14 protein-coding genes are annotated in these 16,633 nt (G+C 60.5%); all 14 read right to left on the reverse strand.

Annotated features, from left to right (window positions below; all coding sequences use genetic code 11):
* Positions 1-9 precede the first annotated feature (9 nt).
* On the reverse strand, positions 10-1,317 hold the full coding sequence (gene folC, locus ACIROW_RS06710; RefSeq protein ID WP_402273302.1) for a bifunctional tetrahydrofolate synthase/dihydrofolate synthase: 1,308 nt from the start codon (positions 1,315-1,317) through the stop codon (positions 10-12).
* 167 nt (positions 1,318-1,484) lie between these two features.
* A complete protein-coding gene (gene accD, locus ACIROW_RS06715; RefSeq protein ID WP_402273305.1) occupies positions 1,485-2,357 on the reverse strand; it encodes an acetyl-CoA carboxylase, carboxyltransferase subunit beta in 873 nt (290 codons plus the stop codon).
* A gap of 126 nt (positions 2,358-2,483) precedes the next feature.
* Complete coding sequence (gene trpA / locus ACIROW_RS06720; RefSeq protein ID WP_402273307.1) at positions 2,484-3,281, reverse strand: tryptophan synthase subunit alpha; 798 nt, start codon at positions 3,279-3,281, stop codon at positions 2,484-2,486.
* A gap of 130 nt (positions 3,282-3,411) precedes the next feature.
* Complete coding sequence (gene trpB, locus ACIROW_RS06725) at positions 3,412-4,680, reverse strand: tryptophan synthase subunit beta (RefSeq protein WP_402273309.1); 1,269 nt, start codon at positions 4,678-4,680, stop codon at positions 3,412-3,414.
* A 43-nt stretch (positions 4,681-4,723) separates the two neighbouring features.
* The gene (locus ACIROW_RS06730; protein ID WP_402273839.1) at positions 4,724-5,386 is read right to left on the reverse strand and encodes a phosphoribosylanthranilate isomerase; all 663 of its coding nucleotides are present in this window, start codon (positions 5,384-5,386) and stop codon (positions 4,724-4,726) included.
* Between the two features lie 63 nt (positions 5,387-5,449).
* Complete coding sequence (truA, locus tag ACIROW_RS06735) at positions 5,450-6,271, reverse strand: tRNA pseudouridine(38-40) synthase TruA (RefSeq protein WP_402273842.1); 822 nt, start codon at positions 6,269-6,271, stop codon at positions 5,450-5,452.
* 219 nt (positions 6,272-6,490) lie between these two features.
* Entirely contained in the window at positions 6,491-9,193 is a 2,703-nt protein-coding gene (locus ACIROW_RS06740) for a FimV/HubP family polar landmark protein (RefSeq protein ID WP_402273311.1), read from the reverse strand.
* 331 nt (positions 9,194-9,524) lie between these two features.
* Complete coding sequence (gene asd, locus ACIROW_RS06745; protein ID WP_402273314.1) at positions 9,525-10,631, reverse strand: aspartate-semialdehyde dehydrogenase; 1,107 nt, start codon at positions 10,629-10,631, stop codon at positions 9,525-9,527.
* Between the two features lie 66 nt (positions 10,632-10,697).
* Positions 10,698-11,768, reverse strand: a complete 1,071-nt coding sequence (gene leuB / locus ACIROW_RS06750; protein ID WP_053196629.1) for a 3-isopropylmalate dehydrogenase — start codon at positions 11,766-11,768, stop codon at positions 10,698-10,700.
* 131 nt (positions 11,769-11,899) lie between these two features.
* On the reverse strand, positions 11,900-12,547 hold the full coding sequence (leuD, locus tag ACIROW_RS06755; protein WP_402273317.1) for a 3-isopropylmalate dehydratase small subunit: 648 nt from the start codon (positions 12,545-12,547) through the stop codon (positions 11,900-11,902).
* Between the two features lie 122 nt (positions 12,548-12,669).
* On the reverse strand, positions 12,670-12,801 hold the full coding sequence (locus tag ACIROW_RS06760) for an entericidin A/B family lipoprotein (RefSeq protein ID WP_116433625.1): 132 nt from the start codon (positions 12,799-12,801) through the stop codon (positions 12,670-12,672).
* A 22-nt stretch (positions 12,802-12,823) separates the two neighbouring features.
* A complete protein-coding gene (leuC, locus tag ACIROW_RS06765; protein ID WP_402273320.1) occupies positions 12,824-14,224 on the reverse strand; it encodes a 3-isopropylmalate dehydratase large subunit in 1,401 nt (466 codons plus the stop codon).
* A gap of 276 nt (positions 14,225-14,500) precedes the next feature.
* Complete coding sequence (locus ACIROW_RS06770) at positions 14,501-15,349, reverse strand: M48 family metallopeptidase (protein WP_402273322.1); 849 nt, start codon at positions 15,347-15,349, stop codon at positions 14,501-14,503.
* Positions 15,350-15,535: 186 nt separating this feature from the next.
* Positions 15,536-16,633 carry a chorismate synthase gene (aroC, locus tag ACIROW_RS06775; protein ID WP_402273324.1) on the reverse strand — a complete coding sequence of 366 codons (1,098 nt, stop codon included), beginning with the start codon at positions 16,631-16,633 and terminating at the stop codon, positions 15,536-15,538.

Here is a 16,633-nt window from a genome sequence, read left to right on the forward strand (position 1 = left end):
TGCTGGAAATCAATGCAATTCCGGCTTGCGTGCTTTCATGACACCGCCTACGGTCAGGAAGGATCCGAAAACCACAATTCTATCATTCTCGGTAGCCCGGCTTTGCGCATTTGCGAATGCAGCAGCAGGCGATTCGAAGGTTTTTATGGTGCAGGCCGCGTCAGGCTTGAATTCCGGCTCGACGCCCGCTTCCAGCAATTTGTCCTTCAATTGCTGCGCCGTAGCAGCGCGCGGCAGCGGCAGGTCCGTGACGCACCAGTGATCGATCTTGCCCTTGAGTTGGCTGATCACGCCTTCGATGTCCTTGTCGAGCATCGAACCGAACACGGCATAGGTGTAGGGATGGAAACCCATGTTGTCGAGGTTTTGCGCCAGCGTGGCGGCGGCGTGCGGGTTGTGGGCGACGTCGAGGACCACCAGCGGCTGTCCCGGCAAGACCTGGAAACGCCCCGGCAACTCAACCGTGGCCAGCCCGGTGCGCACTTCCTGGGCGCCAATGGGCAAAAGGTCGCGCAAGGCTTCCAGCGCGGCCAGCGCAGCGGAAGCATTCAACAACTGGTTGGCGCCGCGCAGGCTCGGATAGGCCAGCGAATTGCGGCGTTGCGCACGGCCGCCGTAGGCCCACTGCTGCTTGTCGCCCTGGTAGTTGAAGTCGCGCCCCATCAGCCAGAGGTCGGCGCCGATCGCTTCGGCGTGCTTGATCAGCGACTGCGGCGGCATCGGATCGCCGCAGATGGCGGTCTTGCCGGCGCGGAAAATACCGGCTTTCTCGAAGCCGATCTCCTCCCGCGTGGTACCGAGGTATTCGGTGTGGTCAATGTCGATGCTGGTGACGATGCCGACGTCAGCGTCGATCACGTTGACCGCGTCCAGACGCCCGCCCAGGCCCACTTCAAGGATGACGACGTCCATCTTTGCATCGGCCAGCAGCTTCATGATCGCCAGCGTGGTGAACTCGAAATAGGTCAGCGAAATGTCGCCGCGCTTTTCTTCCACCGCCTCGAATGCCGCAATCAGCGCAGCGTCGGATGCAGGGATGCCCTCGATCCGGGCACGCTCGTTGAAATGCAGGAAATGCGGCTTGATGTACAAACCCACGCGATAGCCCGCGCGCATCAGGATCGATTCCAGCATGGCGCAGGTGGAACCCTTGCCGTTGGTGCCGGCCACGGTGATCACGGGACAATCAAAACGGATGTCGAGCTGCTCCTTGACTTTGCCGACGCGCTCCAGGCCCATATCGATGGACTTGGTGTGACGGGTTTCAAGAAGGGTCAGCCATTCGGCCAGGGTGGAAGGTTTTGCTTGCGCTTGCATGGATGAGCCTGCGGTGTATCTGATATGAAGCTGATATGAAGCTGAAATGAGCCTGAGATGGAGCTGAACCGACTCTGCGCCGCCGGGGACGCAATGATCGACTTAAAAGCAAAAACCCGAACTTGCGTTGAATGACGACAAGTTCGGGTCTGTCTGCAGCGTCGCGATCAGGAAACGGTTTCGGCCGCCTGATTTTGCAGCAGCGCCAGCAGGCGTGCGATTTCTTCGCGCATCTTGCGGCGATCGACGATCATGTCGATGGCGCCCTTGGTCACCAGGAACTCGGAACGCTGGAAGCCTTCAGGCAGCTTTTCACGCACGGTGTTCTCGATCACGCGCGGTCCGGCGAAGCCGATCAGCGCCTTCGGTTCGGCCATCACGACGTCGCCCATGAAGGCGAACGATGCCGACACGCCGCCCATGGTCGGATCGGTCAGCACGCTGATGAACGGCAACTTCTTTTCCGCCAGCTTGGTCAGCATGGAAGTGGTCTTGGCCATTTGCATCAATGACAACAAGCCTTCCTGCATGCGCGCGCCGCCGGTGGCGGTGATGCAGATGAACGGGACTTTTTGCTCCAGCGCCATTTGCGCGCCGCGGGTGAAACGTTCACCGACCACGGAGCCCATGGAACCACCCATGAATTCGAATTCGAAGCAGGCAACCACGACCGGCAGGGTCATGATGGCGCCGCCCATGACGATCATGGCATCGGTTTCACCGGTGGATTCCAGCGCGTCTTTCAGACGGTCAGGATATTTCTTGCTGTCTTTGAACTTGAGCGTGTCGACCGGCAGGGTCTCCTGGCCGATTTCATAACGGCCGCCTTCGTCGAGCAGCGAATCCAGGCGCGCACGGGCGCGGATGCGCATGTGGTGGCTGCACTTGGGGCAAACGTGGAGATTGGATTCCAGATCGGTACGATAGAGTACCGCTTCGCAGGACGGGCACTTGACCCATAAACCTTCGGGTATCGACTTCCGGCTTGCGGAATCGCTACGTTGAATTTGAGGCGGGAGTAATTTCTCTAGCCAGCTCATAGAAACCTCATTTAATTTCCGGTGGCGCATTGTACCAGAGGCCAACGCGCACAGCCGTGGATCGTGTTTTGTTTGCTTTTCTGCAAGTTTCCACTTGCAGAAAGCCCTGCAGCAGCCCGTGCCGGATCAGGCGTCGAGCGCCTTGCGGATGTCCGCCACGAAGGCTTGCACCGCTTCGGTTGCGCGCTCGCGCGGCGTATTTTCCAGTTCCTGGATGATGCGGCTACCGATGACAACGGCGTCAGCCACCTCGCTCACCGCTTTGGCCGTGGCGCCGTCGCGGATGCCGAAACCGACGCCGATCGGTAGTTTGACGTACTTGCGGATAGCTGCAATGCGCGCCGCTACTTCCACGGTGTCGATGTTGCCGGCGCCGGTCACACCCTTGAGCGAAACGTAATAGCAGAAGCCGCTGCTGACCTTGGCGACCTGCATGATGCGTTCCTCGGTCGAGGTCGGCGCCAGCAGGAAGATCGGATCGAGACCCTGCGCCTGCATCTTTTGCGAAAACTCTTCGCACTCTTCGGGCGGATAGTCCACCACGATGGTGCCGTCCACGCCCGCTTCTTTCGCCGCGGCAATGAAGGCATCCACGCCGAAATGCTCGATCGGGTTGGCATAGCCCATCAGCACCACCGGCGTGGTGGTGTTGGTCCGGCGAAACTCGCGCACGTAACCCAGCACGTCGCGCGTGCTGACGTTGAATTTCAGGGCGCGCTCGCAGGCGCGCTGAATGACCGGACCCTCTGCCATAGGATCGGAAAACGGCACCCCGAGTTCAAGAATATCGACGCCGCCGGCGACCAGCGCGTGCAGCAGCGGCACGGTCAGGTCCGGGGCCGGATCGCCGGCGGTGATGAAGGTGACCAGCGCCTTCTTGTTGGCGGCCGCCAGCGCGGAGAAAGTGGATTGGATACGGGACATGGTATTGGAATGTGTTGTTTCGTCGATTCGGCCAGCACGGTTTTATTTTTGCGCCGTGCGAGCAACGGATTGAGGCTTCGTTGCTCGCATGCGGCTGGCGCCTTTTAATGCTGAGAAATTTTGAGACTGCTTAACCCTGGCGCTGCTGGACCGTATGCATGTCCTTGTCGCCGCGGCCGGACAGGTTCGCCAGCACGATCTTGTCTTTCGGCAAGGTCGCCGCCAGCTTGGCTGCATAGGCCAGCGCATGGCTCGATTCCAGCGCAGGAATGATGCCTTCGATGCGGCAGCAGGTGTTGAAAGCCGCCAGCGCCTCGTCGTCGGTGATGCATTCATAGCTGGCGCGGCCGCTGTCTTTCAACCAGGAATGTTCCGGGCCGACGCCGGGATAATCAAGGCCGGCCGAAACCGAATGGGTCTCGATGATCTGGCCGTTCTCATCCTGCAGCAGATAGGTGCGGTTGCCATGCAGCACGCCGGGCGAACCCCGCGTCAGCGAAGCCGAATGGCGGCCGCTGTCGAGGCCGTCGCCGGCGGCTTCGACGCCGACCAGCTTGACGTCCTGGTAATCGATGTAGGGATAGAAAATCCCCATCGCATTGGAGCCGCCGCCCACGGCAGCCACCACATAATCCGGCTGACGGCTGGCGATCTCCGGCATTTGCACGATACATTCGTTGCCGATCACCGACTGGAAGTCGCGCACCATCATCGGATACGGATGCGGGCCCGCCACGGTGCCGATGATGTAGAACGTGCTTTCGACGTTGGTGACCCAGTCGCGCATTGCTTCGTTGAGTGCGTCCTTGAGCGTCTTGGAACCGGATTCGACCGGCACCACTGTCGCGCCCAGCAAATTCATGCGGTAGACGTTCTGCAACTGACGTTTGACGTCTTCGCTGCCCATGTAGACGATGCATTCCATGCCGAAACGCGCGCAGATCGTCGCGGTCGCCACGCCGTGCTGGCCGGCGCCGGTTTCGGCGATGATGCGCTTCTTGCCCATGCGCTTGGCCAGCAAGGCCTGACCGATGACGTTGTTGATCTTGTGGGCGCCGGTGTGGTTGAGATCTTCGCGTTTGAAATAGATCTGCGCGCCGCCGGCCAGTTCGGACCAGCGCTTGGCGTGGTAGACCGGGCTCGGACGGCCGACGAAGTGCTTCAGTTCGGTATGGAATTCGGCCAGAAACTGTTCGTCGTGCTGGTAATGCGCATAGGCGTCGCGCAATTCGTTCAGGGCGTGCGTCAGGGTTTCCGAGACGAAACTGCCGCCGTACTGGCCGAAATGGCCGCGCGCGTCGGGCAGGTTGTAGGGTGCAGTCTGGTGCAAGGCTGCGGCGGCAGTGGTACCAACGGGCTGGCGCTCGGAAAAACTCCCGAGCGGGTTCAATTCTTTCATTTCAATTCCTCTGCTGTTCGATGCGGGATGAGACGGCAATCGCTCAGATGTTGTCCGCTTGGCGCACCGCTTCGATGAAAGCGGCGATCTTGGCGGCATCCTTGATGCCTTTGGCTTGTTCGACACCGCTGCTGATGTCGACGGCGTGCGGGCGCACGCGCTGCACCGCGTCAGTCGCGTTTTGTACGCTCAAGCCACCACTTAAAACGACCCGAGGCGCGAGTTCTTCTGGAATGAGAGACCAATCGAAAACCTTTCCGCTGCCGCCGTATTGTTCGACCAGGGTGTCGAGCAAGAGTCCCGTGAAATAGGGACTGGCGGAACGATAATCCTGTTCGTATTTTATCAAATCCGCAGGCGTGGTCGAGCTTCCGATACGCGCTGCGCGGATGAACGGCCGTTTTACCGCAGCGGCAATGGCGGCGCACTGTTCCGGCGTCTCGTCGCCGTGGAATTGCAACAGCGACAACGGCGCCTGCTGCAGGACGGCGGCGACCTCCTCCACCGAGGCGTTGACGAACAGGCCTACGGTCGAGACGAACGGCGGCGCGGTGAAAATCAGTTGCGCAGCGGCCTCGGCCGTGACGTAGCGCGGGCTCTTGGCGTAAAACACGAAGCCGATCGCATCGGCGCCGGCCGCAACGGCGGCAACAACGTCTTCAACGCGGGTCAAGCCGCAAATCTTGATTCTGGTCCTGGACATGATGGCTAAATGGGAGCGGCGGTGAAGGATAACAAGACGTCTAGTCTAACCGATCGGGCCCGCCGGCTACAGCCAGGGCCAGACGGCGGCTTCCTGTGGCAGTTGCCAGCGTGAGGGATAGTCCACTTTGGCGAGATACAGGCCGTCCGGCATAAAAGTCGGCGCCGCGCAGCCACGATCTTTTTGCGCCAGCACCTCGGCGATCCATTGCGGTTGCTGCCTGCCGTTGCCGACATAAATCAGCGAACCGACGATGTTGCGCACCATGTGATGCAAAAAGGCATTGGCCTTGAGCGTGAAGACGATCATGTCGCCGTGGCGGCGCACCTGCAGCGACTCCATCGTGCGCACCGGCGACTTGGCCTGGCACTCCACCGCACGAAAACTCGAAAAATCATGCATGCCCACCAGGTAATCCGCACCTTGCTGCATCAGGCCGACGTCGAGCGGACGGAAGGTCCAGCCAGCCTTGCCCGCCAGCAGCGGCGAACGTACCGGATGGTTGTACAGGACATAGTGATAAGTACGTGCGGTAGCGCTGAAACGGGCATGAAAGCCGTCTTCGCGTTCCCCCGGGTTGCCTGCGGAGCCTTCTTCCAACGGCACTTCGCAGGCCCAGCGCACGGCAATCGACGGCGGCAGGAAGGCATTCACGCCACGCACCCACGAAGCTGTTTCGCGGGCAATGGCGGTGTCGAAATGCACCACTTGTTCCAGCGCGTGCACGCCGGAATCGGTGCGTCCCGCGCAGGTGGTGTCGATGTCGGTCAGCGTGAATTTCCTGAGTGCGGTTTCCAGCTTGTCCTGTACGGTGAGCCCGTGCGGCTGGGTCTGCCAGCCCTGCCAGGAGTTGCCGTCGTACTGGATGCCGAGCACGATGCGATGCAAAGTGGACGATGTGGACGATGGACGCGATTGCGCCGTGGCGGCAGGGTCTTCGGCGGAAAAAAGTGTTTCGGTCACAGCAGTCGGCAAGTTGGGGCAGTCGCTTTGCAGCGTTCTGCCTGGGTCGATCGATTTATAACGGATTCAACAGCTTAACAAATGCAAACGGGCGTCGCTGCCGACGCCCGTCTCGTCCGTTTCCGGACATCCGGCTTGCCAGGTTCAGGACAGCTTGGACAACATGTCGCGGGCGCGCGCGATCTGGGCGTCATTGCCGCCGCGGATGACTTCCTCGAGCAATTCGCGGGCGCCTTCCTTGTCGCCGATTTCCTGGTAGGCCGCAGCCAGGTCCAGCTTGGTCGACATTTCGGCGGTGAATGCGGATTCGTCGTCTTCCAGCACATCGACCGGCTTCGGGGTTTCCGGCGGAGGCAAATCCAGGTCGATATCATTGAGTACAGGAGCGGCCGGTGCAGGCTTCTCCTCTTCCTCCGACTTGACGCCGCTGTCAAGCTCGAGGTCGAAATCGATCTTGCTGCCAATGTCGGCCGGCGGCGTTGTGCCCGGCTGGATTTCGGCGCCCTTGAAGTCGTCCAGGTCGAATTCCAGGCCCTGGTCGGGCTCCGGCTCGGCTGGCGCCGGTTCTTCCGCAGGCGCGATCTCTTCTTCGATAACGGCTCCGTACAACGGATTGGTCGGATCCAGCACGATGCCCAGGGCTGCGGCTTTCTCCCACTCCTCGCCGCTGCCGCCGGTGCCGGCGTGCATTTCCTTGGCAACGTCATTGAAGGCGTCGACGTCCTGGCGCTTCGCATAGATTTCCAGCAGCTTGTTGCGGATCGCCTGGCGATTCGGATCGGATTTCAGCGCCAGTTGCAGGATGTCTTCAGCCTGCTCTTCGCGGCCGAAGGAAATGTACATGTCCGCTTCTTCGATCGGATCGACGGCGTCGATTTCCGGCTCTTCGACGACTGGCGCCGCCACCGGCTCTTCAACAATCGCAACAGGTTCGGGAACGGGCTCTTCCGCTTCCGGAATGGCGGCAGCTGCCGCTACTGCTGCGGCTTCAACTGCAGGTGGCGTTTCCTTGGGCGCCGGTGCCGGCTCATCCTCCTGTTCGGGATCACTTGCTGCGGCTGCGGCAGCCTTTTTCTTGTTGTTGCGCACGCGTACTACACCCCACGCCGCCAGCAAGGCGACCAGTGCGCCGGCGCCCGGCAACACGAAAGGATTGTCTTGAATGCGGTCAAAGAAACTGGCGGTGGCAACCGGGCCCGGGACCACGGCGATTTTGGGCTTTGCTGCGGCCGGAGCGGCTGCAGGAGCGGGAGCCGCTTCCGGCTTGGCAGGTTCTGGCGTTGGCGTTGGTGCCGGTGTTGCTTCGGCCGGCTTTTCTTCCGGTTTGGCCTCCGGCTTCACTTCCGCAGCTGCAGGTGCTGCAGCCGGAGTTTCCGGCTTGGCGGCGGCTGCCTTCTGCTGCTCGCTCATTTCGGCCAGCGTCTTGTTCTTGATTTCCAACAGCTTCTGCAGATCGCTGACGTTTTTCTCCAGCGCCTTGACGCGGTCGTTGGCTTCGGCGATCGCCTTGTCTGCGGCGATCTTGTCTTCGGCTGCAGCTTTTTCAGCAGCGGCGCGATCTTTCGCTCCCGCGCCGGCCTTGGATAATTGCAAGCGGTCGCGGGCTTCGTTGCTGGAAGATTTTTCTTCCACACGTGCGGTCACTTTGCCGCCGCCGCTTTGCTTGGCGTCGTTGGCTTTGCGGGCCGGACCGCTGGCGACCTGGCCTGCCAACTTGTTGCGGTAAGCGTTGAAATCCTGTGCCTGCGCCACCACGGTGGTGCGCGCCTCGCCCTTGTCGACCGCCCCGGCAGCTGCGGCATCAGGCACCGACAGCACGCGGCCTGCGCGCAGGCGGTTGATGTTGTCACCGATGAAGGCGTCGGGATTGGCACGGTACAGCGCGATCAGCATCTGATCCAGCGACACGGTGTTGTCCCTGGTGCGATTGGCGATGTCCGCCAGCGTGTCGCCTTCCTTGACGCGATAAGTCTTGTCGCCGGCCTTACCTTCAGGCTTGGCTGCTGCAGTCGCTGCAGCGCCCTTGCCGCGCTTGCCGCCAGCAGCAGGAACGCCTTCTTCGGACTTGGCGTCGGTATTGGGGGCAGCAGGCTGTGGTGCGGTTTTGGCAGCCACTGCCGCAGGCACCGGCGCGTTGGTCAGGCCGGCCTGCTCGCTGCTCCGGCCGTTGCGGATGAGTTCTTCAGCCAGCGGCGACGGTGCGGATTTGGTGACGATGCTCGACACCGGCTCGTCGTCGCTGTTATTCGCGGCGGCGGACGATGTCGAAGCGGCGGGTGCGGCGGCAGGAGCCGCCGGTGCGGCCGCCGCAGGTTTTGCGGCTGGCGTGGCAGTAGTGGCAGCGGCGGCGGCAGGCTTGGCGACAGCCGGCGCTGCTGCGGACGGCGTTGCCGGCGCGGATTGCGCAGCCTGAGGCTTGCGCATGTCAGGCGGATCGAGCAAGAAGGTGTACTCGCGTACCAGGCGCGTACCACCGCCGCTCAACTCCAGCAGCAGATCGACGAAGGGCTCGTTGAGCGCCTGCGCAGAACTGATGCGAATCAGTTGCCGGCCCTGGCGCTGTTCGACGGAAAAACGCAGCGACGACAAGACCGGATTGAAATCGATGTTGGCCTTGCGGAAAGCGTCGGCCGATGCCAATCGGGCCACCAGCGAGCCTTCTTCCTCTTTCGATACTGAAGTCAACTCGATTTCCGCGCGCAGCGGCTGGCCCAGCGCCGACAATACGGTCAGCTTGCCGAGCCCGGCGGCGTGCGCTCCCATCGGCAGGATGACTGCCAAGGTGACGGCAGCGCTCAGTTTTTTCAGGCGGGACAGCGGAAACTTGTTATCAGTATGTAGAGGCATGTTTGTATGGTGAGGTAGACGTTCCGTTAAAGAAGGCCTGAAGACCAAAGTTCATTTCATCAATGACAAGTAAAAATTCGATAAGCCAACAAAAGCCGTCCAACTTGCCATTAAGCAATGGATTTGACCAGCCCTGTCGTTACTACCGGTTTATTGACGTGGATGAGATAAATTCTGATTTTCAACATATCATCAAGAACTTAGGCCTGCAAGTGTAACCAAGTTCTCAAGATGGTCAAAACCCGTCAGCATTCCGGGGAAGGAATGTTTGACGGGTTAGCGTTGCAAATTGACAACGGAACGAAAGAAAATCCCTTCGCCCCGTCCTCAATCATTTGCCGAGGATGATGCGCAGCATGCGGCGCAGCGGCTCGGCCGCGCCCCACAGCAATTGATCGCCGATCACGAACGCGGAAATGTATTCCGGTCCCTGGTTCAGCTTGCGCACGCGGCCGACGCCGATTTCCAGGCTGCCGGTGATCGATGCCGGGGTCAGTTCCTTGACCGTGATGGCGCGATCGTTCGGCACCCATTTCACCCATTGGTTACCCGCACGGATGATGGATTCGATGTCCGCCAGCGGCAGGTCGCGCTTGAGCTTGATGGTCAATGCCAGGCTATGGCAACGCATCGCACCGATGCGCACGCACAGGCCGTCGACCGGAATCGGCGTTTCGTTGCCGAGGATCTTGTTGACTTCGGCCTGGCCCTTCCACTCTTCCTTGGACTGGCCGTTTTCCAGCTGCGCGTCGATCCACGGGATCAGGCCGCCGGCCAACGGCGCGCCGAAGTATTCGGTCGGCACGTCTTCGCGGATGGTCTTGGCAACTTTGCGGTCGATGTCCAGAATCGCCGACGACGGCGTCGCCAGCTCTTCCGCCACGGCCGCATTGATCACGCCCATGCCCTTCAACAGCTCGCGCATGTGGTTGGCGCCGCCGCCGGAAGCCGCCTGGTAGGTCATCGAGCTGACCCACTCGACCAGGCCTTCCTTGAACAGGCCGCCCACGCCCATCAGCAGGATGGAGTTGGTGCAATTGCCGCCGATGTAATTCTTGACGCCCTTGGCCAGCGCGTCGCGAATGACATTGTCATTGACCGGATCGAGCACGATCACGGCGTCGTCCTTCATGCGCAGGGTCGACGCCGCATCAATCCAGAAACCGTTCCAGCCGGCTGCACGCAGCTTGGGAAAGATCTCGGTGGTGTAGTCGCCGCCCTGCGCGGTAATAATGATGTCGCATTTTTTCAGCTCGTCAATGCTGTTGGCGTCTTTCAGCGTCGTTGCCGTTTTGGCGAACGACGGAGCTTTACCGCCTGCATTCGAGGTCGAAAAAAATACCGGTTCGATGTGATCGAAATCACCCTCGTCCTGCATGCGTTGCATCAGGACCGAACCCACCATTCCACGCCAGCCTACTAAACCAACCAGTTTCATCATCTTTCCCTATTTATGAACTTCCATAATCAATGAACTACAACGTTAAAAAAACCACTACCTCAATCAACCCAATGCTTTGACGACTGCGTCGCCCATTTCCTTGGTGCCGACCTTGGTAGTGCCCTCTTCATAAATATCGCCGGTGCGATAGCCTTGTGCAAGGACTTTCTTCACCGCCGCTTCAATGCGATCAGCCTGCTCCGCCTTGTTCAGCGAGAAACGCAGCATCATGGCAGCAGACAAGATGGTCGCCAGCGGATTGGCGATGCCCTTGCCGGCGATATCCGGAGCCGAACCGTGCGACGGTTCGTACAAACCCTTGTTGTTGGCGTCCAGCGAGGCCGACGGCAACATGCCGATCGAACCGGTCAGCATGGCTGCTGCATCCGACAGGATGTCGCCGAACATGTTCCCGGTCACGATGACGTCGAAATTCTTCGGCGCCTTCACCAGTTGCATCGCGGCATTGTCCACGTACATGTGGGTCAGTTCGACTTGCGGATATTCCTTGTGCACGTCGGTGACGATGTCTTTCCAGAACTGGAATGTTTCCAGCACGTTGGCCTTGTCGACGCTGCACAGGCGGTTGCCGCGCTTGGCCGCAGCCTGGAACGCAACATGGGCGATGCGGCGGATTTCCGGCTCGCTGTAACGCATGGTGTCGAAACCTTCGCGCGCGCCCTTGAACGGGCCGTCCGGCGCTTCACGCATGCCGCGCGGCTGGCCGAAATAGATGTCGCCGTTCAGTTCGCGCACGATCAGGATGTCCAGGCCGGCCACCAGTTCAGGCTTCAGCGAGGAGGCCCCGGTCAGTTCCGGATAGCAGATTGCAGGACGGAAATTGGCAAACAGCTGCAGATGCTTGCGCAGGCCCAGGATGGCTTGCTCAGGGCGCAGCGGACGATCCAGCGTGTCGTACTTCCAGTCACCGACGGCGCCGAACAGAATCGCATCGGCTTCCTTGGCCAGCTTCAGCGTGCCGTCCGGCAGCGGATGGCCGTGTGCTTCGTAACCTGCGCCGCCGACCGGCGCAGTTTCCATTTCAAACTTTTCGCCCAGTGTATCGAGCACGCGCACCGCTTGTTCAATAATCTCGGGACCGATGCCGTCGCCTGGCAAAATTGCAATCTTCATGTCGTCGTCTTCTAGTCTTGGAAAATGGTAAAGCCAGCTGTCGCGCCCGCACCAATCGTGACGACCGTGCGGCGGGACATCCGGCTAATCGGAAACTTCAGAAACCTGCGCGAATGTACTTAACCTCGTGCTCAGATGGTGTTGGCCAGCCAAGGTTGATCGAACAGGTGACGCTCTTCAAAAGCGCGGATTTTGTCCGCTTGGCGTAATGTCAGACCGATGTCATCCAGGCCGTTGAGCAAGCAATACTTGCGGAATTCGCCGACTTCAAACGGATAAGTCTGACTGCCATTGGCGGTAGTAATGACCTGTTTTTCCAGGTCAATGATCAGGCGGAAGCCCGGGAATGCCTTCACTTCATCAAACAGGCGGTCGATCTGCTGCTCCGGCAGCACGATCGGCAGCAAGCCGTTCTTGAAGCAATTGTTGAAGAAAATATCGGCAAAGCTCGGCGCAATCACTGCGCGGAAACCGAATTGATCCAGCGCCCACGGCGCATGTTCGCGCGAGGAGCCGCAACCGAAATTCTTGCGCGCCAGCAGGATCGATGCACCTTGGTAGCGCGCCTGATTCAGCACGAAATCCGGATTCAGCGGGCGCTTGGAATTGTCCATGCCCGGTTCGCCGTGATCCAGGTAACGCCATTCGTCGAACAGGTTCGGACCGAAGCCGCTGCGTTGGATCGATTTCAGGAATTGCTTGGGAATGATCGCGTCGGTATCGACGTTGGCGCGATCAAGCGGAGCAACCAGACCATCATGGACAATAAATTTATTCATGGCACTTTTATCGATGATGGATCGCCGCACCATGCGGCAATCCGGATCAGCCGATTTCTTTTATCTCAACAAAACGAATCAGCGACAGTGATGCAACGCACCGGCTGCCGCCACCTGCGTTATTACTTCTTGCTCGCGTCCTGCATCTTGTCGCCGACGTGCGAGACATCTTCACCGAATCCGCGCACGGTGTTGCATGCGGTCAGTGTCAGGATGGAAACAGCCAGTGCGGCCAAAGCGATTATTTTTTTCATGAGTTCACCAAGGTAGTTTTATTTACAAAGAACGTACATCAACGAAATGCCCTGCGATACCTGCTGCAGCCGCCATTGCCGGGCTCACCAGGTGAGTACGGCCGCCGGCGCCCTGACGTCCTTCGAAGTTGCGGTTGGACGTCGATGCGCAACGCTCACCCGGCTCCAGACGGTCGGCGTTCATCGCCAGACACATCGAACAGCCAGGCTCGCGCCATTCAAAACCGGCATCGCGGAAAATCTTGTCCAGGCCTTCGCGCTCGGCCTGTTCCTTGACCAGGCCGGAGCCCGGCACCACCATCGCCAGCTTGACGTTGGACGCGCGGAACTTGCCGCGCACCACCGCTGCCGCTTCACGGAGATCTTCAATGCGCGAGTTGGTGCAGGAGCCGATGAACACTTTGTCGATGCGAATGTCTTCGATCGGGGTATTGGGCTTCAACGCCATGTAGGCCAAGGCCTTTTCCATGCCGTCGCGCTTGGTGGCGTCTTTTTCCTTGTCCGGATCCGGCACGCGGCTGTCGATGGCCGTCACCATTTCCGGCGATGTGCCCCAGGTCACTTGCGGCTTGATCTCGGTGGCGTTCAATGTCACGACCATGTCGAACTTGGCGCCCGGATCGGAATGCAGCGTGCGCCAGTACGTCACGGCGCGCTCCCAGTGCGGACCCGCAGGCGAGAACGGACGGCCCTTGAGATAATTGATGGTAGTGTCGTCAACCGCGATCATGCCGGCGCGCGCGCCGGCCTCGATGGCCATGTTGCAGACCGTCATGCGGCCTTCCATGGTCAGCGCGCGCATGGTCGAACCGGCGAATTCGATCGCGTAGCCGGTGCCGCCTGCGGTGCCGATCTTGCCGATTACGGCCAGGACGATGTCTTTTGCGGTCACACCGTTCGGCAAGGCACCGTCGACCTGAACCAGCATGGACTTGGACTTCTTGGCCAGCAGCGTTTGCGTCGCCAGCACGTGTTCGACTTCGGAGGTGCCGATGCCGTGCGCCAGACAGGCGAAAGCGCCGTGCGTGGACGTATGCGAGTCGCCGCAGACCACGGTCATGCCGGGCAGCGTCGCACCTTGCTCAGGCCCGATGACGTGCACGATGCCCTGGCGCTTGTCGTTCATGCCAAAATAGGTCAGACCGTATTCCTTGGCGTTGGCGTCCAGCGTCTCGACCTGCAGGCGCGAGATCGGATCGGAGATGCCGTTGGCGCGGTTGGTGGTCGGTACATTGTGGTCGGCCACCACCAGATTGGCGGCGTTGCGCCATGGCTGGCGGCCGGCCAGCTTGAGGCCTTCAAATGCTTGCGGGCTGGTCACTTCATGCAATAGGTGACGGTCAATGTACAAAATGGCCGTTCCGTCTTGTTCAGCATGAACAACGTGAGATTCCCAAAGTTTGTCGTATAGCGTCTTGAGCATGATGATGCGGGCGTGTGAAGGCTACGCAAGTCGTTGAAATGAGCCTTTGATTATGCCATAAACACGCCTTTTCCGAGGCCGCAATGTGGTTTTGGCGGCGCTCGGACAACGCTTTGCTTCGAAACCTGTTCACGATCTGTAGCGAGAGGCCATCAGCCGGTGGCGGCCGGAGCGCAGCTCATGGAAGTAATCCTAGGAATGTGCTTGAGCACATGAGGATTCCGAGCACCGCCCGACGCCGGATCATGGCCTCGCAGTACGATCGTGGACAGGTTTTCAGCGTGTTTTTTTAGTTTGCTCGTAGAGCGGCATCACGCGTTGCGAATACACGGTCAGATCGCTGATGCGGTCGTCGCGCGACGGATGCGTGGACATGAATTTCATCGGTTCGCTGCCGCCGACCTGCCCCATTTTTTGCCACAGGGAAATTGCGGCGCGCGGGTCGTAACCGGCGCGGGCGGCGAGTTCCACGCCCATGCGGTCGGCTTCGGTTTCGTGGGTGCGTGAATTGGGCAGGCCGACCAGGCCCATGTAGGCGTACTGTGCGCCCTGCTGGCCGAGTTCGCCAACGCCGAGGATGGACGAACCGATGGAAATCAGCGAGCCGGTCACGGCCTGCTCGGAGGCGCGTTCGCGCGCATGCTCGCGCAAGGCGTGGGAGATTTCATGGCCCATCACAGCGGCCAGCTCGTCGTCGGTGATCTTGAGTTTTTCGATCAGGCCGGTGTAGACAGCGATCTTGCCGCCGGGCATGCACCAGGCATTGGCTTCCGGCGAGGTGATGACGTTGACTTCCCATTTCCACTTGGCGGCGTCGGGGCGGAACGCCACCGTTTGCGGGATCAGCCGATCGGCGATGGCGCGCACGCGGCGCACCTGGGCGGCATTCTGGTTCAGCGCGCCCTTCTTCTTTTGCTCGTCGAGCACCTGGGCGTATTCCTTGACGGCGGCGTTGTCGATTTCCTGCGCGGACAAGGCCATGCTTTGCGAACGGGTCACGCCAACGGCGCCGCCTTGGGTGGTCTGTACGCTTTCGCAGGCGGTCAGCGCCAGTGCGGTCGCCGCAATCAGCAGTCGCGGCAGGAATTGTTGTCGATGCAATGCTTGCAGAATTTGGCGGCCCATGTCATCCCCTCGTGAAAGATAAGAATACGGGGAAAATATTGTCCGGCCAGGCCGATGCTGCAGCGTTGCCGCGCATCGTTGTCGTGGACGCAATGCCTCCCCATGCTTGCGGATCGTTCGACCCGCGCACGACAACTCGGTTCTGCCTGCCGCGGAAAAAGTGCGGCAAATTTATTGGAATTCGATTTATTTCTGGGCGGCGATCTGCGGCGTCGTCACATGCACGTCGCCGCATTGCGCACGATGGCGCAGGGCGTGATCCATCAACACCAAGGCCAGCATGGCTTCGGCGATGGGCGTGGCGCGAATGCCAACGCAGGGATCGTGGCGACCGTGGGTTTCGACGTCGGTGGCGTGGCCGGCCTTGTCGATCGACGGACGCGGCGAACGGATGCTCGAGGTCGGCTTGATGGCGATCGATGCGGTAATGTCCTGGCCGGTCGAAATGCCGCCCAGGATGCCGCCGGCGTTGTTGCCGACGAAACCATCAGGGGTGAGCGCGTCGCCGTGCTCGGTCCCTTTTTGCGACACCGACCTGAAGCCGGCGCCGATTTCCACGCCCTTGACGGCGTTGATGCCCATCAGGGCAAAAGCAATCTCGGCGTCGAGCTTGTCGTAAATCGGCTCGCCCAGTCCGACCGGGACATTCTGCGCCACCACGTCGATACGCGCGCCGCAAGAGTCGCCGGCCTTGCGCAAGGCGTCCATGTACTCTTCCAGTTGCGCAATGACGGTCGCATTGGCGGCGAAGAAAGGATTCTCGCGCACGTGCTCCCAGGATTCGAACGGAATGGCGATGTCGCCGAGCTGGCTCATGCAGCCCTTGAAGGTGGTGCCGTATTTCTCGAACAGCCATTTCTTGGCCACCGCCGCCGCGCCGACCACGGGGGCGGTCAGGCGCGCCGAGGAACGGCCGCCGCCGCGCGGATCGCGGATGCCGTACTTGTGCCAGTAGGTGTAGTCGGCATGGCCGGGACGGAAAGTATCAAGGATATTGCCGTAATCCTTGCTGCGCTGGTCCTGGTTGCGGATCAGCAGTGCGATCGGCGTGCCGGTAGTTTTGCCTTCGAACACGCCGGACAGGATTTCGACCGTATCCGGCTCTTGGCGCTGGGTGACGTGGCGCGAGGTGCCGGGCTTGCGGCGGTCCAGTTCAGGCTGGATGTCGGCTTCGGAGAGCTCCATTCCCGGCGGGCAGCCGTCGATCACGCAACCAATGGCCGGGCCATGGGATTCGCCGAAGGTGGTAACGGTAAACAGCGTGCCAAGGGTATTGCCGGACAT

The sequence above is a fragment of the Herbaspirillum sp. NPDC101397 genome (assembly GCF_044767325.1).
GTDB lineage: Bacteria > Pseudomonadota > Gammaproteobacteria > Burkholderiales > Burkholderiaceae_D > Herbaspirillum.